The sequence below is a fragment of the Leptospira saintgironsiae genome (genome assembly GCF_002811765.1).
GTDB classification, from domain to species: Bacteria; Spirochaetota; Leptospiria; order Leptospirales; family Leptospiraceae; genus Leptospira_B; species Leptospira_B saintgironsiae.
Genome location: NZ_NPDR01000005.1, coordinates 218,316 through 238,987, shown reverse-complemented (window position 1 = coordinate 238,987; position 20,672 = coordinate 218,316). Strand labels below are relative to the sequence as shown.

The 20,672-nt window shown below is 37.3% G+C and carries 21 protein-coding genes; 12 read left to right on the top strand and 9 right to left on the bottom strand.

Annotated elements, in window-relative coordinates; genetic code table 11:
* Together CH362_RS13300 and CH362_RS13295 are read right to left on the bottom strand one after the other, a co-directional pair.
* Positions 1-1,587: a hypothetical protein gene (locus CH362_RS13300; protein ID WP_100710828.1), complete on the bottom strand. Its 1,587-nt coding sequence runs from the start codon at positions 1,585-1,587 to the stop codon at positions 1-3.
* Positions 1,584-1,982 (bottom strand): Fur family transcriptional regulator, encoded by a 399-nt coding sequence (locus tag CH362_RS13295; RefSeq protein WP_100710827.1) that lies wholly within the window; start codon positions 1,980-1,982, stop codon positions 1,584-1,586. The genes CH362_RS13300 and CH362_RS13295 overlap by 4 nt, the downstream gene beginning before the upstream one ends.
* Positions 1,983-2,156: 174 nt before the next feature.
* Here CH362_RS13295 and CH362_RS13290 point away from each other — a divergent pair, with 174 nt between their 5' ends.
* Positions 2,157-2,861 carry a leucine-rich repeat domain-containing protein gene (locus CH362_RS13290; protein WP_100710891.1) on the top strand — a complete coding sequence of 235 codons (705 nt, stop codon included), beginning with the start codon at positions 2,157-2,159 and terminating at the stop codon, positions 2,859-2,861.
* 35 nt (positions 2,862-2,896) lie between these two features.
* Here CH362_RS13290 and CH362_RS13285 read toward each other — a convergent pair whose 3' ends face one another.
* Positions 2,897-3,682, bottom strand: coding sequence for a hypothetical protein (locus tag CH362_RS13285; RefSeq protein WP_100710826.1), 786 nt, complete (start codon positions 3,680-3,682; stop codon positions 2,897-2,899).
* Positions 3,683-3,775: 93 nt separating this feature from the next.
* Between CH362_RS13285 and CH362_RS13280 the strand changes: the two genes are divergently transcribed.
* The gene (locus CH362_RS13280; protein ID WP_100710825.1) at positions 3,776-5,398 is read left to right on the top strand and encodes a peptidase M30; all 1,623 of its coding nucleotides are present in this window, start codon (positions 3,776-3,778) and stop codon (positions 5,396-5,398) included.
* On the opposite strand, the gene CH362_RS13275 is transcribed toward CH362_RS13280, so the two are convergent.
* The 4 genes from CH362_RS13275 to queA form a co-directional block, all read right to left on the bottom strand.
* Entirely contained in the window at positions 5,399-5,707 is a 309-nt protein-coding gene (locus tag CH362_RS13275; protein WP_100710824.1) for a YbaB/EbfC family nucleoid-associated protein, read from the bottom strand. It lies immediately after the preceding gene.
* A 56-nt stretch (positions 5,708-5,763) separates the two neighbouring features.
* Entirely contained in the window at positions 5,764-5,994 is a 231-nt protein-coding gene (locus tag CH362_RS13270) for a hypothetical protein (RefSeq protein ID WP_100710823.1), read from the bottom strand.
* A 111-nt stretch (positions 5,995-6,105) separates the two neighbouring features.
* A complete protein-coding gene (locus CH362_RS13265) occupies positions 6,106-7,725 on the bottom strand; it encodes an AAA family ATPase (protein WP_100710890.1) in 1,620 nt (539 codons plus the stop codon).
* 51 nt (positions 7,726-7,776) lie between these two features.
* A complete protein-coding gene (queA, locus tag CH362_RS13260) occupies positions 7,777-8,832 on the bottom strand; it encodes a tRNA preQ1(34) S-adenosylmethionine ribosyltransferase-isomerase QueA (RefSeq protein WP_100710822.1) in 1,056 nt (351 codons plus the stop codon).
* Between the two features lie 84 nt (positions 8,833-8,916).
* Between queA and CH362_RS13255 the strand changes: the two genes are divergently transcribed.
* The 9 genes from CH362_RS13255 to CH362_RS13215 all read left to right on the top strand — a co-directional run bounded on the left by CH362_RS13255 (position 8,917) and on the right by CH362_RS13215 (position 18,909).
* Complete coding sequence (locus CH362_RS13255) at positions 8,917-10,227, top strand: glycosyltransferase family 87 protein (RefSeq protein ID WP_100710821.1); 1,311 nt, start codon at positions 8,917-8,919, stop codon at positions 10,225-10,227.
* A 13-nt stretch (positions 10,228-10,240) separates the two neighbouring features.
* Complete coding sequence (locus CH362_RS13250; protein WP_100710820.1) at positions 10,241-11,368, top strand: glycosyltransferase family 4 protein; 1,128 nt, start codon at positions 10,241-10,243, stop codon at positions 11,366-11,368.
* A 10-nt stretch (positions 11,369-11,378) separates the two neighbouring features.
* Positions 11,379-11,984: an LIC20162 family protein gene (locus tag CH362_RS13245; protein ID WP_100710819.1), complete on the top strand. Its 606-nt coding sequence runs from the start codon at positions 11,379-11,381 to the stop codon at positions 11,982-11,984.
* Entirely contained in the window at positions 11,984-13,369 is a 1,386-nt protein-coding gene (locus tag CH362_RS13240) for a hypothetical protein (protein ID WP_100710818.1), read from the top strand. Before CH362_RS13245 ends, CH362_RS13240 begins: the two co-directional genes overlap by 1 nt.
* Positions 13,370-13,432: 63 nt before the next feature.
* Entirely contained in the window at positions 13,433-14,941 is a 1,509-nt protein-coding gene (locus tag CH362_RS13235; protein WP_100710817.1) for an MBOAT family O-acyltransferase, read from the top strand.
* Between the two features lie 7 nt (positions 14,942-14,948).
* Positions 14,949-16,106 (top strand): hypothetical protein, encoded by a 1,158-nt coding sequence (locus CH362_RS13230; RefSeq protein ID WP_100710816.1) that lies wholly within the window; start codon positions 14,949-14,951, stop codon positions 16,104-16,106.
* 2 nt (positions 16,107-16,108) lie between these two features.
* On the top strand, positions 16,109-17,506 hold the full coding sequence (locus CH362_RS13225; RefSeq protein ID WP_100710815.1) for an MBOAT family O-acyltransferase: 1,398 nt from the start codon (positions 16,109-16,111) through the stop codon (positions 17,504-17,506).
* Between the two features lie 3 nt (positions 17,507-17,509).
* The gene (locus CH362_RS13220; RefSeq protein WP_100710814.1) at positions 17,510-18,580 is read left to right on the top strand and encodes a DUF1574 family protein; all 1,071 of its coding nucleotides are present in this window, start codon (positions 17,510-17,512) and stop codon (positions 18,578-18,580) included.
* On the top strand, positions 18,577-18,909 hold the full coding sequence (locus CH362_RS13215) for a nucleotide pyrophosphohydrolase (protein WP_100710813.1): 333 nt from the start codon (positions 18,577-18,579) through the stop codon (positions 18,907-18,909). Before CH362_RS13220 ends, CH362_RS13215 begins: the two co-directional genes overlap by 4 nt.
* Positions 18,910-18,913: 4 nt before the next feature.
* Here CH362_RS13215 and CH362_RS13210 read toward each other — a convergent pair whose 3' ends face one another.
* Positions 18,914-19,312 (bottom strand): ExbD/TolR family protein, encoded by a 399-nt coding sequence (locus CH362_RS13210; protein WP_100710812.1) that lies wholly within the window; start codon positions 19,310-19,312, stop codon positions 18,914-18,916.
* 6 nt (positions 19,313-19,318) lie between these two features.
* On the bottom strand, positions 19,319-19,795 hold the full coding sequence (locus tag CH362_RS13205; protein ID WP_100710811.1) for a MotA/TolQ/ExbB proton channel family protein: 477 nt from the start codon (positions 19,793-19,795) through the stop codon (positions 19,319-19,321).
* Between the two features lie 111 nt (positions 19,796-19,906).
* Between CH362_RS13205 and CH362_RS13200 the strand changes: the two genes are divergently transcribed.
* Complete coding sequence (locus CH362_RS13200) at positions 19,907-20,638, top strand: ubiquinone/menaquinone biosynthesis methyltransferase (protein ID WP_100710889.1); 732 nt, start codon at positions 19,907-19,909, stop codon at positions 20,636-20,638.
* The last annotated feature ends 34 nt before the right edge of the window (positions 20,639-20,672 follow it).

Sequence of the window (20,672 nt, the reverse complement as noted above, 5' to 3'; positions counted from 1 at the left end):
TTACTTTGCCGTTAATGTTTCTAAGATCCAATCTGCATATAGATCTGAAGATTTTTCGGAAGCCTGGTAGGTCAAATGATGAGGGTCTAAGAAAGATCTTTTATCTTCAAAATCAGAGATTGCATTTTTAAATTTATATTTAGTTTTTCCCAAATTTTCCAAATAAGAAATATATCCTTTATACCAAGGACTGGATTCGTATACTTCTCTTTCGATCGGATTTTCAGGAGAATTTACCAGAACTACTTGGATACCTTGAGATTCAAGATACACAATTGCTTTTTTCAGATATTCCAATTCGGACCATATAAAAAATTTAGGAGAAGATGCTAATTTGATCTTTGCCATTCTAAGAGTGACAAGTCTGGACATTTTAGAACTTTCCCCTTTGTATCCATAGATCCTTTCTGTATAATCTTTGGAATATATTGTATCATCCATTTTAGAAAGTCTATAGTCATCTAAACCTGGGATTCGAATATAAGAGATATGTTTTCGGATCTCATTTCTACAAAAGTTTTGAGAAAGTCTGATCCCATAAATTTCCTCTGTTCCGAAAATCCTTGCGTCCACTTGCAAAGAAGAGATTTTTTTATCAGAAGCAATTCTGAGTTTGGTCTTATCCAACTTTTCTGGAACATTAAATTTGATCGTATGCCAACCGGACTTAGGGAAAGTTCTATCGAGCAGGATCGGTTTACCTTCTCCCCAAATTCTTAAAGTTGTATTCTTCTCTTGGAAAAATACACTCTCTTCGAAAACCCCGTTTTTCAATTCGCAATCGATTGAAAATTCAGGTTTAGCCCATCCTCTTAGATAGATACCTTCTTCCGGAATAATTCCTGTATAATAATGGTAGGATCTCCCACTTCTGAGATGGTTTTCAATCCAAGCGTCCATCGGATCATATAAAAAACTTCGATACCGGACAACTAAAAACAAAGATCTGGAGAGAAGAGATAAAAATGCGGATTTTCCTGTTTTCAGAATATCTTCATACTTCTCTCTTAGATACTGAGCGGGATAGATCATTCTGTTCTGGTGCCTTGTTTTTGCGGAAACATCATCCAAGGCTTTTTCAGAATATTCTAAATTTTGAAAGTCGATGATGGACTTTTCTTGGTAGAGAAGATTTTGTTTGTATTGGGCTAATCTTGCTTCGTTTTCTTTTTCTGTGATCAGAAAATCCAATTGAAGATCTGCAGGATTTAAAACAAAAAATACAAGTTTAGGCTTTTTAGAAGAAATATCTTCCTTATAAAAATAGAAATCGGAAGGAGTGAGAGCAGGATGAGAATAAAATTCCATGCGGATAGACTTATCTTTAAGCCTTTCGTTCATTCTTTCAGGAAGAGAAGAATAAAGAGCTACACTACTTCCTACAATCAATGCTCCTTTTTCATTTTCGGAGAATTGGATCCTTCTTCTTTTTTCTAAAAAATTGAACCAAGGAGAAGTATCCCACTCCAGCTCATTCGGAAATTCGAAAAGTAGATTTTGCAGTACGATCCTATCTATAAAGGAAAATAAAGCGATGAATAGAATGCTTAGGTAGATTATTTTAGATTTTATTTTTTTTTGATTCATTTTTGAGAGGTATTACATTCGGAACAAATGCCATATAAAATAATTTCATGAGAATCTAATGTAAATCCCTTGGGTAAATTTTCCATAGGGAAAGGACAAATCTCCACATCAAAAACCCGATCGCAAACTTTACAATGGAAATGATGATGATGGTCAAGATGGCTGATCTCGAAACGGGAAGATTCTCCAGGCAATTGGATCTCATGGATCGAACCTGATTCCAACAGATGATTCACCGACCGATACACAGTAGCTATCCCTATATTCTGTATGGATTTTTTAGAGATATCGTGGATTTCCTTTACCGAAAGAGGACCTTTTGCGTCACGGATGACTCTCAGGATCTCGCCCTTTTGTTTAGTGTTTCGAGAGGCGGATTTTTTATCTTCTTCCATTCAGACCGGCTTCGAATCTTATCTTGCTCTAAAAAGGAAGCATATGTCAACTCGATAAATCCGCTTCCAAAGCGCTCGTAGGAGTTCCTACATACGAATCGAATTATATTTTCGAAATTCCAAATTTGAATTTTTTGGTTTTCTTCATTATTGAATCCAAATAGATTCGATCTAATGAGGAAATTATTTTTAATCCTCTACTTCTTATTTGCCTGTTCTCAATCGAATCATCTTATTTCAGTACGAAATTCCGAAGGTGAAATTTTAGGCAAATATCCTAAAGAAATCCGTTGGTTAGGATTCGAAGACAATCCGACTTGGAGCGATCTTTCCGTATTCTCCAGATTAGAGATCCTAGAACTAAATTCTAAAGATCTTAAATCATTAGAAGGCCTACCTGATCTTCCTAAACTCAGATATATTCATCTATCTGGATCTTCAGTAAAAGATCTATCTCCATTAAATCGTTTTGCAAAATTGGACAGCCTAGTTTTAAACAAAACAGAAATAGCCGACCAAGATCTGAAAAATTATCTGCATTGGAATAGGCTCACTAGAATAGAACTGACAGATTCTCAAATTTCTAACCTAGGGTTTTTGGGGCCGGGATGTAGTGTAAGGCATTTACAGCTTAAACATACTAAGATCACGGATCTAAGGCCTTTAGAAAATTGTACAAGGCTAATGGAAATATATCTGGGCGGGACCCAGGTGAAAGATTTAAGTCCTCTATATGGTCTTACGAACCTGATCCACCTGCAGCTGGATGGTTCAGATGTTTCCGCAAAAGAAATTTCTGATTTTAGAAAGATCCAACCTTATGTAAAAATCATTCCTGGCCTACGTAGGATCTTAAGTTCGGAGAATGGATTAGACTGATTATAGTCGCTTCACTCCTGAAGCCCGCAGGCGGACTATAGAGCGAGGGGCCTAGCTTCTCCAGGGTTTGTGTATAAGATCATATCCCCTGGCTGCGCATGATCGGATTTTTCGGTTTTAATCTCTCCTGTAGTTTCTACAGTTTTAAGAGTATTCAGTTCCGTCCTTTTTCCATCTGGTTTTTCTAATATAGCTTTAGCACCCTTTCTGACCCTGGATAGGCGAATCCCCCAAATACTTGTAATAGTCGGATCCGTTTTTAGTATAATTGCAGAAATTTGAGAAATATTAGAAGATTTAGATTTTTTAAGAAGAATCCCTTCCTCTTCTCCTTCTGGACCTGGAGTTAAACGAATATCTTCCGGACCTGATTTCCATATTAGAAATTCGAAATGATCGCATTCATATGCTCTAGTCAAAGTCCAACGATCCCCAGGATTTTTACTAGTGAACATCCTACAAAGTCTAGGACGAAATCTAAAAAATTTTCCGGACTCGTCTAAATTTAGTTTCCCCTCAAACCTTGTCTCTTCCCAATTTTTAAATTCACTCACTGTTAGTTGACTGATCAACATTTCTTTTTTGTTGGAATGATTTAGATAAACCTGTCGGATATAAAACCCGGTTGGGATTTTTTTGATCTCTGAAAAATATTCTCCGCTATTCGGAACGGAATCGAAAGCTGGAATTTGTGGACCTAAGATCGGATCTTTTTGTAAGGGAGAAGGACGAAATCCACAATTATATCCTAACGAAATAATTACGATATATTGAAATTTTTTGGAAAAAAATTTCCAAATCTTCGGAACGTTTTTAGTCAATGATCCTTGCTCCCATTCGACCCTGAATAATTATTGACCTTAGCAAAAAGGATCAAGGCGTAAAGCTAGTTTCCTTTTTCGATAGGAAAGATCATGAAGGTTTCGACCGGAGACGGTTTTTGGAAGTCCCTTTGTATGCCACTAGGCAGATCTTTATATACGTTTGTACTTTCGGTTTGTTTGATATTCTTACTTTCTGACTGTGTAGTCAGCAATGACGCACTTAACACACAAGACAAATCAGAACCTACTATAGACGATCTACTTTCATTAGCCAAAGTATCTATTTCCTGTGGCGGCAATAATACATTCTGGATCCGTAATCTTGTAAAAAACAGTTCCAGCTGTGTGCAAACAACAAAGGTAGCATCTGGCTCTCATGTAAACATCTACGCAACTAGCGGTTTAGAATCCGCTTTAGATTATCAATATATCTCCCAAGAATTCGATTCTAAAATTTATCCTAGGTTAGGCGAGGCTTTCGGCTTTTCGGATGATCTAGACGGAGATGGAAAAGTTGCAGTTATCGTTTCAGATATACATGATGGAAGTACTACAGGTTCTTCCTTTGTAGCTGGATTTTTTGATCCTGTAGATTATTTCCCAGACAGTTCCAGTTATGCAGTACGTTCTAATTATTCAAATATAGTGTATATGGACGGGGTGGAACTGATTACAGTTCGTAATTCTGATCTCGCACAGGGAAAACCAGATACATTCTTAGCAACTCTTGCCCATGAATACCAACACTTGATCCGATTCCAATACGAAGCCAGGATCATGAGCCAAGGTGGGGGAAGAGACGAGGCTTGGATCAATGAAGGAACGAGTGAAGTTGCCGCAGATATCGCAGGATATTCCCCCCAAATCAATCGTATCAATTGTTATAGAGGTAGAAATTCAAACGCATGTTCTAGAGGGGTGAACGGGAATAGTATATTCGGAAGTTCTAAATTTAATTCCCTGGTAGACTACGCATTCGCCTACTCCTTTATGAAATACTTATATATGATTTCGGGAAGTGATACAAATTCCAGAAATTCATTTTTTAGAACTGGAGTCCAGGGTCCTAAAGGTTATAGGGCTTCAGATGCGACCGGATTATTCCATCTATTCAAAACAAACGCAAATAATTACCTAACTGCTTCTCAGGAAGTAAAAGATGCGCTTGGATCGGATGGATCTTCTATTTTTGTGAAAATTTATCCAGCATTCTTATGGCAATCTTTAGGAGATGTTTCTCCAGAGTTTGCACAATCCGGAACGGATACAAATGGAGCTTCTGGATTTTTGCAAGATATCACTAAAACAATCCAATCTTTTCCATTTCCTGCAGCAGGGACAGACGGCGATGTTCTCAGAAAATTATACGATCCGCTCAGAATCCCTGAGATCACTCCACTAGGAGAATTAAATCCAGGACAGATACAATTCGTAAAAGCGGATCGTTCTAATTCTAATGCGATCGGGAGATTAGTATTATTAAAAAAGAATATAGATGGAAATCTTTATTCTCTGCAGATCAATACAGAAATGAAAAGAACAGGAGATATTTCGGTTTCTTTAGGAATTACAGAAAATGATGACGAAGGTGGAGAAGAAGCAATTGTTCTTCCTGAGTCCACTGATTCTCGTCCGATCTGCCCTCATGAGTTCTTTAAACTCTCTCGGAATCGGACGAAACAGAAAATTTTTAGTGAATATAAAGGCCTATAATTAAGGCATTCCGGAAAGAAGAGATTTAAATTCTCCCATTCTTTCTTCTGCTACTTTTTGAGCAGCTTCCATAGATTGGTTCACAGCCTGCTTTATACTTTTTTGAAGTAGTTTTTTATCATTTTTAGCAAGCAACGAATCTTCGATACGTATCTCTTGTACGGTTTGTTTGCCGTCAGTAATGCAGATGACCAAATCATTCTTGGATTTTCCCTCGAAGGTTAAAGCCTCCAGTTCCTTCTCCAATTTTTTCATACGAACCCGCATCTGGTTCATTTGTTTTAGATTATCTAAACTTTTGCCGAACATCGAACACTCCCGGTCTTTCTTGATAGGATTTTCAGACGGGGAAGCGGAGCAAGAAATTAAACCAGGCTGGGTCCGGTTTCTCCTACTCTCTCTGGCAGATCTCGGATTTGTTCCGAGCTTGGTTCCCAAGTAAATTGGTCGGGGATAAGTTCTCTTAAGACCGGTTCTTCGCTTAAAAAGCCTCCGGTTTTGACTGGGGCTATTCCCAAACTAACTAAGAATCCCATACTCGCAACCAAGGTTACAAGAAGAGAGGACTCAATATTGATGTTTGCCCCGCGTTTCATGACTGTATATAAAGTATCGGTCGTTTCGGGGGAGACTGATTAGAGGAAATCTGAGAAATTTTGGGAAATTCTGACCCGGAGCAGCCCGGCCCTGTGAAACAGGGGTCGGCCTTAAGCCTCTTCCCCGTCTCTTTTGCGATCGATTCGTTCTTCTATGATCCTAAAAAGGGAACCGTTCGGGTATTTTCCTGATTTGGAGATCCTACCAGCTGGGACCCCGAAAATATCAGGGATCAGATCTTCTACATGAGAACAGGAGAATATCTGGAAATTTCCCTTTTTCATACTTTCTCGGATCTCGCGTGGAAGATTCAGATCTCTCATATTATCCTTTGGAATATAAATTTTATATTTATCTCGAGTAGAACCTGTAAGTCGGATCACATCATACCAAGCCTGGATCTTAGTATTCACTGAACCAACAGGAAGAATATCCCCATACTGGGAAAGAGCCCCGGTCACTGCAATATTACAAGGTATCTCCAAACCGGAAAGCGCAGATAGAAGTGCCAGAAGTTCCGCACAACTTGCTGAGTCCCCATCAATCGGAGAACTATTTTGTTCAAATAAAATAGAAGCATCCAAACCAAAAGACTGAGTATGAGAAAACATTCCTTTGATATAGGACTGTAGAATAAAAACTCCCTTATCGTGAAGGCTTCCTGAAAGATTTACTTCTCTTTCTATATTGATCAGGTTTCCAGAACCCAAAGACACCCTGGCGGATACTTGGTTCACTTGTCCAAAATCGAGTAAGGAAGACTGCAATAAAATTACAGAAAGTCCATTGATCCGTCCTGTTTTCTTTCCTTTCAGAGGAACACCAATAAGACCTTCTTTGATATTCTCTATATATTTTCGTTTGTGGATGGCGGTTCTTTTTTGGATAAGAGAAGGACCTGCTTCTATTTCTGCTCTTCCTACTGCTTTTTTACCTTTATTATTAAATGCTAATACTTCCCTTACGAAAGAACGAAGTTCCGAAAGATGTAAAGAAAGTTTAGTCTGGCTATCATTCCATCTGAGCGCAAGTTCCAGAAGTGAATCTAGAGCGGCTTGGTCCAAAGGAGGATAACCTGGCTTCTCCCAAGATTTGACTAGTCCAGAAAAAATAGGAAGCCAGGATTTTTCCAAACTGATCTCGTACGGCATATGAATTTTAAAATCAAAACTTCCGTAAAAGTCGGCGTCTATCTGGGAGATAGAATCCACTTCAGTTTCTTCTCCTACTAGGATAAGTCTAAATCTGGAATCTATACTTGGATGGAAACGGTTGATATTTGTAGAATCAGATCCTTCCGGAAGGGAAAGAAAATCTATTTTACCAGTTAGGAGCACACCTTTCAGAAAATAATAAAGATCCGGATCTTCTACAAATGGTTTGATTGGAAGAAGTAAAAGTCCGCCGTTTGCTTCTGAAATTTTTCCTGGTCTATATTTGTTCTCAAAAGGAAATCCTGCTAAAGATAATAATGTAGGATTTGGTTCTGCAACTACAGGTTGGTCTTTAACGATCCCTTCCAAGTATTGCCCGAATTGCAAAAGGTTTGCTTCTATCTCTGGGCCGGTAATTAAGATATGTCGGAAGAGTCCTGGGTTGCCAAGGGCTTGGCGGAATGTTCTCACCTCTTCCTTATGAAATACTAAAAAGTCAGGCAGTCCGTTCAGTTTGGCCGGCTTTGCCGCTTTAAATCTGATTTCAGTTTGCCCAGGAAGAACCTTTCTTAACACCTTTCCCATTTTCCTTTTCGGCTTAGAATTCCTCAATTAAATAAGTTGGATTCAGACTTTTTCAGGATCCAAAATCAGCATAGAATCACCGTAGGAAAAGAAACGAAAATTTTGTTCTATGGCGAATTTGTAGGCCTTCAGTATTTTTTCTTTTTCTGCAAATGCGCTTACTAATAAAAGTAAGCTACTTTGAGGAAGGTGAAAATTAGTGATCAAACCTTCACAACTCAGGATAGAATCTTCTGGCTGCAAAAACAGTCTCGTTTTTCCTTCTCCCGATCTGAATGTTTTGGTATTTGGATCGTAAGCGGATTCTAAAGCTCTAAGTGTAGTAGTGCCTACAGAAATTATTCTTTTACCATTCTTCTTTGCTAAATCTAAAACGTTTTTTGTTTCGAGTGGAAGATCAAATTCTTCTTCATGTAATTTTTTATTCGCAAAATGATCTTCGTTTAAGGACTGGAATGTCCCATAACCAACTTTCAATTCTAGTTTTAGAAATTCTATGTTTCGTTTTTTCAACTCTTCTAATAATTCCGGAGTAAAATGTAAACCTGCTGTAGGAGCAGCAACAGAACCTAAATTTTTAGAATATACAGTTTGGTAACGAACATCATCCTCTGATGTACTTTCTCTTTTGAAATAAGGAGGGATTGGAGTTCTACCTATTGTTTCAAATGAGTTTTCATCAAGAGGCAGTTCGGATTGAAAGATAGTAAATTCTTCTTCTTTTCTTATGACTGAAAAAAGAAATTTTCCAGTGGCCTCGTCTGAAATTGTATCTCCTAACTTCAGTTTTTTAGAATTTCTAGTAAGTGTTTTCCAAACCCCAGGTTCTGTTTCAGTAAGGAACATTGCCTCATGTCTTCTTCCTGTTTTAGTTACCAGGAACACTCTTCGTTTGGAAACCCTGGTTGCATTCGCTACCAATACATCTCCTTCTTGGAGATAGTTTAGTATTTTGGAAAATTCAGTTTCTTCTTTTAAAAAATTTTGGGTCCTTCCTAAAACAAGCAGCCTGCTCTTATCTCTTTTGGCCGCAGGGAATTTTGCGATCTGATCCTCGGGAAGTTCGAAATCAAAATCAGAGAGATCTTGGAATTCCATTCTTCCAATGAATTGGATCCGAAGAATTCGGGAACCGATTTTTAATTTCTTGGCTTTTTCGGGCGGACAGAAAAGAGTACCTGAATGCGGATCGACCTCAAAAAGTCCGGCCCTGTTTTAGCATTCTTTCTATTCTTAGCTTTCCTTTACGCAAACGGGTTCAGTCGCACGGAACAATCTTCCGATTTTTCAGACTATTACGAAGCCTCCCGTAATTTTAAACAAGGCAAGGACTTATACAGCTTGGATGCGCTATCTGAAGTGGTCCAAGAATTCGAAAGTGGCAAATTAAAAATAGACCAGATATTTGATCCAGAAGTGTTCTTTAGGATCAAAGCAAAAGTGGAAAATGTAGGCTCCTATATTTATCCGCCAACTTTTGCCTTCTTACTCATCCCAATTGCAGGTCTTCCTTTCGAACTAGCATCGGGAATATTTTTTACGATCAATTTTATAGCTTTGGTCTTAAGCCTTCTTCTGATCGGAAAACTTTTAGGTAGAGAGAAATCATTTTTATTCTTATCTGCAGTTTTACTTTTATCTTTGCGATTTGTAGAGAACCATCAGAACAATAATCAAGTTGGATTCTTGCTCTTATTATTGATTTTGATTTCTGTTTCTGTGAAAAAGGATTGGTTGTCCGGGCTTGTCTTAGCACTTGCAATCGTGATCAAGATCACCCCTGCTGCATTCTTGTTTTATTTCTTATACAAAAAAAGACCAATGGTGATCGTTTATACGGTCATCTTTGCCTTAGGTTGGATTGCGCTACCTGCATTATACAATCCAGAGTTCACATGGAAGATGAACCAAACCTGGTATGATCTAGTTTTAGACAAATATCTAAAGTCTCCTGCTTTACGTGCTTGGAAGAATAACCAGAGTTTGAATTCTACCCTGGCAAAATACTTTTTAGCATATTCTGATTTACTAAACCAGGGAAGATTCGGGATGCCATTTAGTACTTTGACAGTGAATCAAGTAAAGATCATCTCTGGAATTTTAAGTTTAGGAATTGCAGGTCCTTATTTATACAGAGTATATAAAGGTGCTTCAGAAGGATTTGTTCTATCTGGACTATTTTTCTTCTCTGTAATTTTCAGCGGGATCTCTTGGATTCACGCATTTGTATTCTTATTATTCCCAACTGCATTTGCTCTCTCTAAACTTTGGCCAGAACAGGGAGAACCGTATTTGGTTTGGGAAAAATGGAAATCAAAATTGATAGAATATAGATCTGCTACGATCTTTATCTCCATTTCCATATTAGTATTACTCTTAAACAGAAGTTTTATAGGGAATATAGCAGAAGAAGCAATACTGATGTTCTCCTTCTTATTATACACTTCTTTAATACAATATGTATGCACTTTCTATTCGGATAGAACTAGTTAGTAGTTAGAATACTATGCTAAAAAAGGAAAATTTAAAATACAAACCAAGGGTGGCAGTAGATGCAAGGCCCTTGTCTTACGGGATCACTGGAAATTCCAGATACCTTGCAGAAGTTTTAGAAAGACTTTTACGCCCAGATTCTCCTTTAGAATATTATCTTTATTCGAATAAACCAATTCATCCTGTATTCAATCATCTGATCGGGCTTACTCCTACTTTTATTCCGAGTAAACTTCCAGGAGTTTTATGGCTAAACTTTACCATACCTTCTTTGGTAAAAAAACATAGAATAGATCTGTTTTGGGGAACCCTACAATTACTTCCTGCATTCGGTTTGAAAGTCCCTACTTTAGTAAATTATCATGATCTAAATTTCAGATCTGCGCCTGAGACAATGACCACTGCAAATTATTGGCAGCATAAGATCATGTCACCCATCACATTAAAAAAAGCAGATAAAGTACTTTGTCTTTCCCAGAATACGCAAAACGATATTCTAAACTTTTTACCTGAATTAGAATCAAAATTAGAAGTAGTCTATCCAGGAGTACAAGGTTTTGGATCAATATCTCCTCCTGAAAAAACTCTGCCTAAAAATTTCTTATTCTCCGTAGGAACATTAGAACCTAGAAAAAATTTAAACACTCTTGTAGAAGCCTATCTGTCTCTAAAAAAAGAAGAACCGAACTTCCCCTATCCTCTTGTTCTTGCCGGAAGACTGGGTTGGAAATCAGAGGGGCTAACCTCTCTTTTGAAAGAAGGCGGTTTAGAGAAGGACGGAGTTTATTTTATAGAAAACCCAGATGATTCAAAGCTGGGTTGGCTTTACAAAAATTGCTCTTACTTTGTATTTCCTTCTTTGCATGAAGGTTTTGGTCTTCCTTTATTAGAAGCGATCCGAGAGAACAAACCTTGTATAGTTTCGGATATTCCTGTGTTTCACGAGGTTTTAGATGAATTTACGGATTCTTTCGTTTCTCCTAAGAATTTAGAGGCTTGGAAAAACGCACTTTCCCTGACCGGTAAAAAAGGGATCTATGGCAGAAAGCCGAGTAGAAACGATTGGTCTTGGGATTCCACCGCAAAGCAGGTCGAAAACTCTCTCGTAGAACTTTGGAAATCAAGAAAGAAAAACTCCTAGGCCCTTATATATGAACAAATCCGATATATCCAAATCCGTATGGTGGAATTGGGAGAATTCCGAGACGGAAATCAGATCTTCCAAGATCAAAAAAAGTAAATTAAGAATTAATTATATACCTCCTTTCTTTACGACCGCGGTTTTCGGAGTATTTTTATTTTATCTATTCCCTTTAAGAACCTTAGTTTCGACTTGGATTTTCAAATTTGTAGAATTACTACAAATCACCAAAGTGCTAAAACTTTCTCTACTAACTGACAAAAGACTCTATGATTACACTGCACTATTTGTGATCTCTTATATTGCATTTGCTTTCTTTTTGGATCTAGTTCGATTCTTAAGAAAGAATTTATTCCAAACTTTTGTTACGGAAGAAAATAGACTCGCAGTTACCAAATGGGGATTTTTAGGAAAAGAAACAATTCGTTGGAATCCAGACCAAACTGGTTTACAGATCCATCATAAATCAGGGTGGTTTCGTTCACTTTTAGGTTTGGAAAAATTGTCTTTTAGAATTCATCTTTCTGAAACTGAAAATTCAGTTCTTGCAGAATCTCCTTATTTTTTCTCCAAATATAATCGAGATTTTTTATCTTCCGTTTTTAGATCCGTTTAATGTTTAAACGTTCTCTAGAAAGTCTGGAGTTCCTTAAAAAGGGAGAAAATATTTTTCGTTCCCCTTCACTTTGGGCAGGCTTTTTATTCCTGATTTGTTTTACCGGGATCTTATTCTTATTCGATCTTAGATTTTTATCAAGACATTATGATTGGGATTCAATCGTATACACTCATAATATAGTTACCAATAAATACTGGAAAGTATTCTTCAATCCTCACCATATCGGTTTTGAAAGTACAGGATTATTATATTTAAAATTTTGGTATTGGTTCCATGGACCTGACTCTGCAATGTTCGGACTCAGGCTTAGAGTTTTAGTAGTAGCGTCCTTTTTTATTTTTATACTTATGCTCTCCTATTGGAGATTGTATAAGGATATAATTGGGGCTGTTCTTTTGGGACTGGCTGTTCATTGTTCCCAAGGGTTTTGGTTTTACGCCCAGCATAACGATACCCCACTCATTCATTCTTGTTTTACTGCTTCATTATTCTTACTCTGCATTTGGAATTCTAAAAACGGTTGGTCTCCTGGAAAACTGTACATCGCAGGATTTTTGCAAGTTTGGAATGTTTATTTCCACCAATCAGATACTATTTTTTTAACATTCGTGCCAGCTTCGGTTCTGCTTGCAGATAAATGGAGAGGAAGAAGTTTCGAATTTTCTTATAAACTAAAACTTATCTTCGTATATTTATTCTCAGTAGTACTTATTCTTACACTTTCTTATTTATATGTTGGATTTATTCTTTTAGAAAGAAACTTAACTGCTCCGATTGCAAGTGAAAAGAATTTTGCAAATTGGCTATTCTTATATGCTTCTCAAGAAAAATGGGGAGCAGCTCCTGGACCTAAAAATTATATCATGAATTTTTATAGAGGGATTGGAGACGCTTTCTTAAATTTCGAAGGTGTGAAAAATGGACTTAGGATCAATGCAAACGATCTTACATCTCTCAAAAGTCTCCCTTATAATTTAAATCTAGGATTTTGGATCGGAATCTTATTTTTAGCATTCTTAAATTGGATACGTCTCTGGAAGTCCTACAAAACAGAACTCATTCTTTTATTCTTTTGGCTGATTCCTTCTTTTGTATTTTATACTTGGTGGGAAGGTTATTTTTTTGAGTTCTGGGTCTCTTCTGTTATAGGACTTCTGATATTTGCTGCTTTAGTATTCCGTTCTTTGGAATTTGAGAACTTTAGATTTGGAATAAGATCTATCTCTCATATTATTTTTTTCTCTTATGTAAGCTTACTTTTTCTAGTCAATTTTACTTATTCTACTCTTCCTAGATCAGAAAGATCTCATAAAAGTTTTATAGAAGGGATCGAAGATAAGTATGAGCATATCACCCCTGAACCAGTGTATCGAAACGAGTAAATAAGTGCTTGTGGGTTTCCCTCAATCCAAAAAACTGCACAGGAGTCGAGGATAAACGAACGAATGCTGTTCAATTCAGCCCATTTTCTATTATTTTTGCCGATCGTTTTAATCCTAGCAAAAGTCCTAAAAGGTACATACCAAAGGGCTTTTCTTCTTCTTGCCAGCCTTTACTTTTATAACGCTTGGCATCCTGCTTCTATAGTTTGCGACGATATCAGGACCTCTACTTGGTACGAGAACTGGATCGACCTATCCTTCTGTAATTTTAATATTAACTTATATATCATCATTCTGATCGTTTCCATGATCGTGGATTACGTTGCAGGAAGATTAATGAGCGGAGAAGGAGTTTCTGAAAAATTCAGAAAACTTTGTTTAGTCGCATCTCTCATCACAAATCTTGGGATCTTAGCTTATTTCAAATATACTAACTTCCTATTAGAAGTTTTTGCAGATCTATTCAATCAAATCTCCACAGGTGAACCTCTTAAGATAGAACATCTAAAGATCATTCTACCTGTTGGTATTTCATTTTATACATTCCAGTCCATGAGTTATACCATAGATGTATTCCGCAGGAACCTGGAAGCTCGTAAGTCATTCTTAGATTTTGCTTTGTATGTTTCCTTCTTCCCTCAATTAGTAGCAGGACCAATCGTTCGTGCCCACACTTTCTTTAGGGATTTGGATGATACTCCTAAAGTTACTGCAGAAGATGTGCAGATCGCATTTGCACAGATCTTAATGGGATTTACTAGGAAGATCGTATTTGCTGATAACCTAGCAAAGGTAGTAGATTTTACATTCAATAATTATAAAATTCTAAATCCTGCTGAAATTTGGGTGGGAGCAATGGCTTTTGGCTGGCAGATCTACTTCGATTTTGCAGGTTATACTGATATTGCGATCGGAACAGCGCGACTTTTCGGATACAAATTCGATCCAAACTTCAACTTCCCGATGGTTGCTAGGAATATTGCGGACCATTGGTCTCGTTGGCATATCTCCTTCTCCACTTGGATCAGAGATTATATTTATATTCCTCTAGGTGGTTCCAGAGTTGGAGTTTTAAAAGGATACAGAAACCTTTTTATAACTTGGTTATTCGCAGGTATCTGGCACGGAGCAGCTTATCATTTTGTTGGATGGGGACTCTGGCAAGGTATTATGCTTGGTATTCATAGGGAATATTCCAAAACCAAAATTGCTATCTGGTTAAATGAAAAAGGTGGTTTGAGTTACGATATCGGCGCTCGGGTTTTCACTATGTTCTGCCTTTCTTTCGGCTTTATTCTTTTCCGTGCAAAAACAATGAAAGCCGCTTGGGCAATGATGAAATCTCTTGTATTCGTAGTGCCGGGTGGAATCTATTCCATTAAAACATTTGTAAATTACGATTACGGAATATTACTCGTGATCTGTTTTATTCTATCTTATTATTTCTCTCGAAACCCAATAGAAACAATCGTGGAAAATAAGAAAAAGTTCGGAGTATTCGTTACAGCGAATCTATTTATCATTCTGTTCTTCGGAGCAGGAGGTCAAAACTTCCTGTATTTCGATTTCTAAGGCAAATATGAATCCGTACATCAGTTTGATCCGTCAAAGAAGTTTTTGGATACCAATTATAATATTGGCGTTATTCGATCTATGCCTACAAACAGGAGTTTATAGGCCTTATCTTAAAAAAGGCTCCTTTGCAGCAAACGTTATCCGAAATACTGATTATGTTTTGGAGAAGAAGCCGGAATTCGAACCTACAATCCTTCTTCTTGGGACTTCTGTTGCTCACCAAGGACTTTCTCTTAAAACTTTAAACGAAACTCTGGAACCTTACGGAGAGAAGATCCAATCCATCGCAATGGAAGGAACCGAGCTTGTAGTACAAGACGCACTTGTACGTAACCTTCTTCCTAAATTCCCTAAAGTACATACCGTTTTACATATACTAGAAATCTCTACTCCATGGGTGGACCAAGAAGATCTTCAAATCCACACTCTTGCAATGCTCGGAGAGTTAGATAGAAGGTTAGCATTCCCTTTAATCTACGAATTCAATTATAATGTGCGTTATGATGATCTTGGGTTCTTGGCTTTCAAAAGTATTGCTTACAGAAGAGATATTCGTGATTTTATACTAGATCCTTCCAAACGACTGAAAGATATTAGCAGAAGAAAAAAAGAAGCCAAACTCACTCCTTGGCCTCATGAAAATACAAATCTTCCGAGCATTAGCATGTTTCCGGAAGTAAAAGATATCAAATCCTGTTTGAAGATCACAAATCCTGGAAATGGTATCGCTGCTCCCGCAGGGTCAGATCAATTTCATAAAAAGGCGATCTGGGACACTTGTGGTTTAGGAGAAAGAACTCCAGTTAAAGTAGAAAGAACCAAACAGGTGAATAACTACTTCCATAGATTAAAAATCCTTCATAATGATATTCGCCAAGTAGGTCTCGAAAATGGGCAGAAGATCAAGATCATCGGAGTGATCGCGCCTTATAGTGAGATCATTAAAAATTGGAGAAGCCCTGACAGAAATCGTATTTGGGAAGAAGAGATCCAAAAAATTGATCCAGACACTCACCTGCTTGATTACCAAGCAAGCTTAGATGGTCAGAATAATGGAGATTATTATTACGATCTAATCCATTTGAATAAGGCTGGAATGGAAAAATTTTCTGCGATATTCTCTGCTGACTTACCTTCTATCTTAGGATTAAACCGGAAATAAAGATGATCTTTACCTCCACTTTATTTTTCGTATTCTTCCTCATCGTTTATGTTCTCTACTGGACATGGGATAGCCGCAAATACAGAGAATGGATCCTATTAATAGCATCTCTAGTATTTTACGCTTCTTGGAATCCACCTTTCCTTTTACATTTATTAGGAATCATATTCTTAAATTATCTTTTCCTAAAACCAATTGCTAAAACAAAAAGTAAAAAGTTACTTACGATCATCGTTTTGATCGACTTGATCAATTTAGGAATATTCAAATATTTTTATTTTGTTTCGGACAATCTTTTCTACGTCACGAACTTATCCTTATTCAATACGAGCACATTCTCTTTCAGGATCATTCTTCCTTTAGCGATCAGCTTTTATACATTCCAAGTAATGGCATTCGTGATAGATGTGTATCGAGGAAAAGTAGAAGAGCTTCCAAACTTCTTCCATTTTACTTTGTTCTTATTATTTTTCCCTCAATTGGTCGCAGGACCTATCATGAGAGCGAAAGATTTTTTTCCAAGACTGGAAAATTTGAGAATTCATAAAACTGCGATCTTTACAGGACTATTCCTAATTGGACTAGGCGCTTGTAAGAAGATACTGATTGCAGACAATTTAGGTACTTTGATCGATCCTGTATTTTTAAGGCCTAGAGAATACGGAAGTGGTTCCTTACTTTTAGCTACAATAGGATTTACTTGGCAGGTATATTCTGACTTCTCCGGATACACCGATGTTGCCAAAGGCTGTGCTTTATTATTCGGATTTAATATTCCAAGAAACTTCAATGCTCCATTCTTCAGTAAGAATATCCACGAACTTTGGAGAAAATGGCATATAACTCTCGGCACTTGGCTTAAAGATTATATCTATATTCCTTTAGGTGGAAGTAGAGGTTCAGAAGCCAGAACCAATATCAACCAAACGATCACTTTCGCTTTGGGTGGTTTATGGCATGGAGCCAATTGGACTTTTTTAGCTTGGGGACTTTCTCATGGATTCTTCTTATTTGTAGAAAGAACCTTGGAAAGAAAAGGTATAAGGATTTTACCCACAGCAGGAAAATTTTTCCATTGGGTTCGAGTTTTTTGGACCTATTCGTTATTTGCTCTCGCAGCTGTATTCTTCCGTTCTATTAATATAAGTGATTCATTTTATTTCTTTGAAAGTTGGTTCTATCATATTCGTCCCGAGCAGGCAAATACTCTATCTTTCAATTTAGCAATTCCTTATATTATAGGCGGAATTATTTTCCATGCTGCGGAAGCACCAGCACGCTATCCTCTTTGGTTCCAAAGAAATAGGACCAAACTTTTACTTGCCTTCCTTTTGATCGGAGCTTTGATCTTTGGAAATTACGCAGGCAAGGGACAAGATTTCATCTACTTTGCATTTTAGATTATGAAAAGAATTCCTTTGTTACATCGCAAAATTCTTTGGATCCCTCTTGGGATTGCTGCCCTACTTCTTGTATGGGACAGGGTATTTTCTTCTGAGAAGGTAAGACCTTACACTGAAACTGGTGCAGAATATTATTTTTATAATATGAAAGATAAGGTTCTTTCTACCATGAAGAAAGAAACCGATTCCAAAAAAGAAGACCAAAAAGTCCTTACATTTTTTGGGACTTCTCATATGGGAGAATTCTCACTTGTAGAATTTGAAAAAGAAAGTCCGGGTCTGATCGTGTATAACCTTTCAGGGCCTTCTGCACCTTATTCTTTCCATAATTTCACTTTGGAAAAACTTCTTTCTAAAAAAATTCCTTTGGACTATGCGATTTTAGAATATTATCCTGATTCAGGAACAGACTTCGCTAATAGATACCCATTACGTTATTCTTATGATTTTCCATTTTTCTTAAGGTATTGGAATATATTCTCCACGAATGAATGGGATAGTTTTTTAAAAGCAAAAGTTTTCCGAACTTCTGTATTCCCCCCAAGATTTAAAGAAGCTTTTTCCAGGATCAAAAATCCAGGGGAAGTCCAACAACTTGTGTTCATTCGAAATATTCTGATAAACGAATCTGATAAATTTAAAGGCGGGATCCCAAATGGTCTTTTGGCGAATACTCCGGAAGATAAATTAGGATCGGAATCAGAAAGAATATTTAACGAGTCTTATAAAAATTTCAAAAGTTCTAAAGTACAAGAATACTTTCTTAGAAATTTCTTAAAAACAGCGAGAGAGAATCATATTAGAGTAATCTTATGGACTCCATTGCTGTATTCTACATTCTCCGAAAAAGTCAGATCCGCTCCGTTCTTCCAAGAATGGATAGAATTAAGAGATAAACTTATCCAAGAATATCCGGAAACTTTGGTATTAGATATGGAAGAATATCGTTCCAGAATGAAATGCCAAAAATTCATAGATCCACATCATCTCAGCGGTGGATGTTATGCAGAACCTACTAGATTTCTGATAGAATTTTTGCAGGAAAAGGGAAACCTTCCTAAAACAAAATGAATTTCGACGAAGCCCAAAAGACGGTAGATGATTGGATCAAAACCATCGGGGTTAAATATTTTTCAGAACTTACAAACCTAGCCATCTTAATGGAAGAAGTAGGAGAATTTTCCAGACTTGTAGCTAGGAAATACGGAGACCAATCTTTCAAGAAGGGAGAAGATCCGGAAGGTCTATCTAAGGAACTAGGAGATATACTTTTTGTTCTAACTTGTCTGGCAAATCAAATGGGAATTTCCATGGAAGAAGCTTTTAAGGCAACCTTAGAAAAGAACTCCACTAGAGACAAAGATCGTCACAAGAATAATCCTAAGTTAAAAGATCTTTAATATATTATTTCTGGCCTTGGACAGCAAGTTCCAGGGAAGAAGCACCAGACCTGCTCAACAAATCTAATACTTTTACGATCTCTTCGTAGTTTGCAGTTTTATCCGCAAAAAAACGGACTTCTTTTTCTTTGACAAGGCCTTGTTTTAATTTCTCTTCTAAGCCTGCTCTTTGGACTTTTTCATCTCCAATTCTATAGGAGCCATCTTGCAAAAGTGCAAATTCTACTCTTTCACCCTTTGGGTCTTCTCCCTGTCCTACTTTAGGAAGTTCTAATGGAATAGATCTGATCTCTTTTCGGAAACTTACTGCCAACATTACGAACACCAGAAGTATAAATACTACGTCTATAAAACTGGTCAGGTCTATTCCTGGATCTTCTTCCTTTAAAATCGACTTTCTCATTTGTTTTTATCTAGGAGGGATCTTTAACCAGGATAGAGCTTCTCTTTCTAAGTCCAATAATCTATGTTTTAAGAATTGAAACCCGAATAAGGAAGGAATTGCCACGAACAAGCCTAAGATCGTTGTCACTAGTGCAAGTTTGATCCCACCTGCAAATGCATCCAAACTTACCGTTCCTGCTGCTTGCAAAGAAGAGAATGCTTCAGAGATCCCGAGCACAGTTCCTAAAAGTCCAAGCATTGTTGAAATTCCTGCCAGATGTTTCATCCAGGAAAGTTTGGTTTCAATGGGAAATAATACTTCTGAAAGTTTTTCTTCCCAGATGGAAGGATTGTTTTCAGTTAAGAAGTTTTGTTTTAAGGATTCCTTTCTTTTGGGAAGAATGCTCCATACATGGATAAAGGTTCCGAGATTCCATATGGAAAGAAGGATGATCAGGCTGGAAACCCAATCCAATCCTTGTAGAAAGCCTAGGTCTTTCATCGTTTCTCCAAAATACGAGGACTTCTACTTTCTGTCATCCGAACAAAAATCCAAATCCCTCTTGCGCCGGAGAGATTCGTCAAAATCCTAAGGGAAATGGCCTCTTTTCAAATGCCTTCTTCAGATACGAAGGCGGATTTCGTTCGAGTAAATTTCAACAGGATCGCTTCCAAGTATGATCGTTTCAACGATTGTAGTAGCTTCTTCTTACATAGATTTTGGAAGAATAAATTGGTAGAAGAGATCGAAACTGAAACCAAGGGCCCAATCAAAGTTTTAGATCTATGTTGCGGAACTGGAGACATCTCCATTCGTCTAGAAAGGTCCCAAAGAGTGGAATCTTTACTAAGCCTGGACTTCTCCGAAAACATGTTAGAAGTCGCAAAGACAAGATTAGAAGCACCGATCAACCAAGGCAGAGTAAAGATAGAATGGGGAGATGCCACCAATCTTTCCAAAGTGAAAAGTGAAAGCCTGGATGCAGTCAGCATAGGTTTTGGTTTGAGAAATGTGAATGATCTAGGCAAAGCGTTATCAGAAATTTATAGAGTACTCAAACCTGGCGGAGTATTTGCAAACCTGGACGTGGGAAAGGTCAAAAATCCTTTTATAAAAGCATTCGCTGATTTCTATTTTTTTAGAATTGTTCCTCTTTTAGGTTATGTACTATGGGGGGGCAAAAATGAAATGTTCGATTATTTGCCGGTTTCTTCTTTATATTATCCTGACCAAGAAGGTTTGAAATCCAAATTGGAACAAACAGGTTTCGAGAAAGTCAGATATACCAATTTTGTATTCGGGAATAGCGTTCTTCATATAGGAAAAAAACCTAATCGACCGTAGTACCAACCCTTTTCACCCGTCTCCTAAGGTAAAG

Bases quoted from the DNA above. Each gene is read 5' to 3' on its own strand.
- CH362_RS13230 (WP_100710816.1), top strand. From the start codon at position 14,949: ATGAATCCGTACATCAGTTTGATCCGTCAAAGAAGTTTTTGGATACCA.
- CH362_RS13225 (WP_100710815.1), top strand. From the start codon at position 16,109: ATGATCTTTACCTCCACTTTATTTTTCGTATTCTTCCTCATCGTTTAT.
- CH362_RS13240 (WP_100710818.1), top strand. From the start codon at position 11,984: ATGTTTAAACGTTCTCTAGAAAGTCTGGAGTTCCTTAAAAAGGGAGAA.
- CH362_RS13210 (WP_100710812.1), bottom strand. From the start codon at position 19,312: ATGAGAAAGTCGATTTTAAAGGAAGAAGATCCAGGAATAGACCTGACC.
- CH362_RS13270 (WP_100710823.1), bottom strand. From the start codon at position 5,994: ATGAAACGCGGGGCAAACATCAATATTGAGTCCTCTCTTCTTGTAACC.
- CH362_RS13275 (WP_100710824.1), bottom strand. From the start codon at position 5,707: ATGTTCGGCAAAAGTTTAGATAATCTAAAACAAATGAACCAGATGCGG.
- CH362_RS13250 (WP_100710820.1), top strand. From the start codon at position 10,241: ATGCTAAAAAAGGAAAATTTAAAATACAAACCAAGGGTGGCAGTAGAT.
- CH362_RS13255 (WP_100710821.1), top strand. From the start codon at position 8,917: ATGCGGATCGACCTCAAAAAGTCCGGCCCTGTTTTAGCATTCTTTCTA.
- CH362_RS13200 (WP_100710889.1), top strand. From the start codon at position 19,907: ATGCCTTCTTCAGATACGAAGGCGGATTTCGTTCGAGTAAATTTCAAC.
- CH362_RS13205 (WP_100710811.1), bottom strand. From the start codon at position 19,795: ATGAAAGACCTAGGCTTTCTACAAGGATTGGATTGGGTTTCCAGCCTG.
- CH362_RS13280 (WP_100710825.1), top strand. From the start codon at position 3,776: ATGAAGGTTTCGACCGGAGACGGTTTTTGGAAGTCCCTTTGTATGCCA.
- CH362_RS13245 (WP_100710819.1), top strand. From the start codon at position 11,379: ATGAACAAATCCGATATATCCAAATCCGTATGGTGGAATTGGGAGAAT.
- CH362_RS13215 (WP_100710813.1), top strand. From the start codon at position 18,577: ATGAATTTCGACGAAGCCCAAAAGACGGTAGATGATTGGATCAAAACC.
- CH362_RS13295 (WP_100710827.1), bottom strand. From the start codon at position 1,982: ATGGAAGAAGATAAAAAATCCGCCTCTCGAAACACTAAACAAAAGGGC.
- CH362_RS13235 (WP_100710817.1), top strand. From the start codon at position 13,433: ATGCTGTTCAATTCAGCCCATTTTCTATTATTTTTGCCGATCGTTTTA.
- CH362_RS13290 (WP_100710891.1), top strand. From the start codon at position 2,157: ATGAGGAAATTATTTTTAATCCTCTACTTCTTATTTGCCTGTTCTCAA.
- CH362_RS13220 (WP_100710814.1), top strand. From the start codon at position 17,510: ATGAAAAGAATTCCTTTGTTACATCGCAAAATTCTTTGGATCCCTCTT.
- CH362_RS13300 (WP_100710828.1), bottom strand. From the start codon at position 1,587: ATGAATCAAAAAAAAATAAAATCTAAAATAATCTACCTAAGCATTCTA.
- queA (WP_100710822.1), bottom strand. From the start codon at position 8,832: ATGGAATTCCAAGATCTCTCTGATTTTGATTTCGAACTTCCCGAGGAT.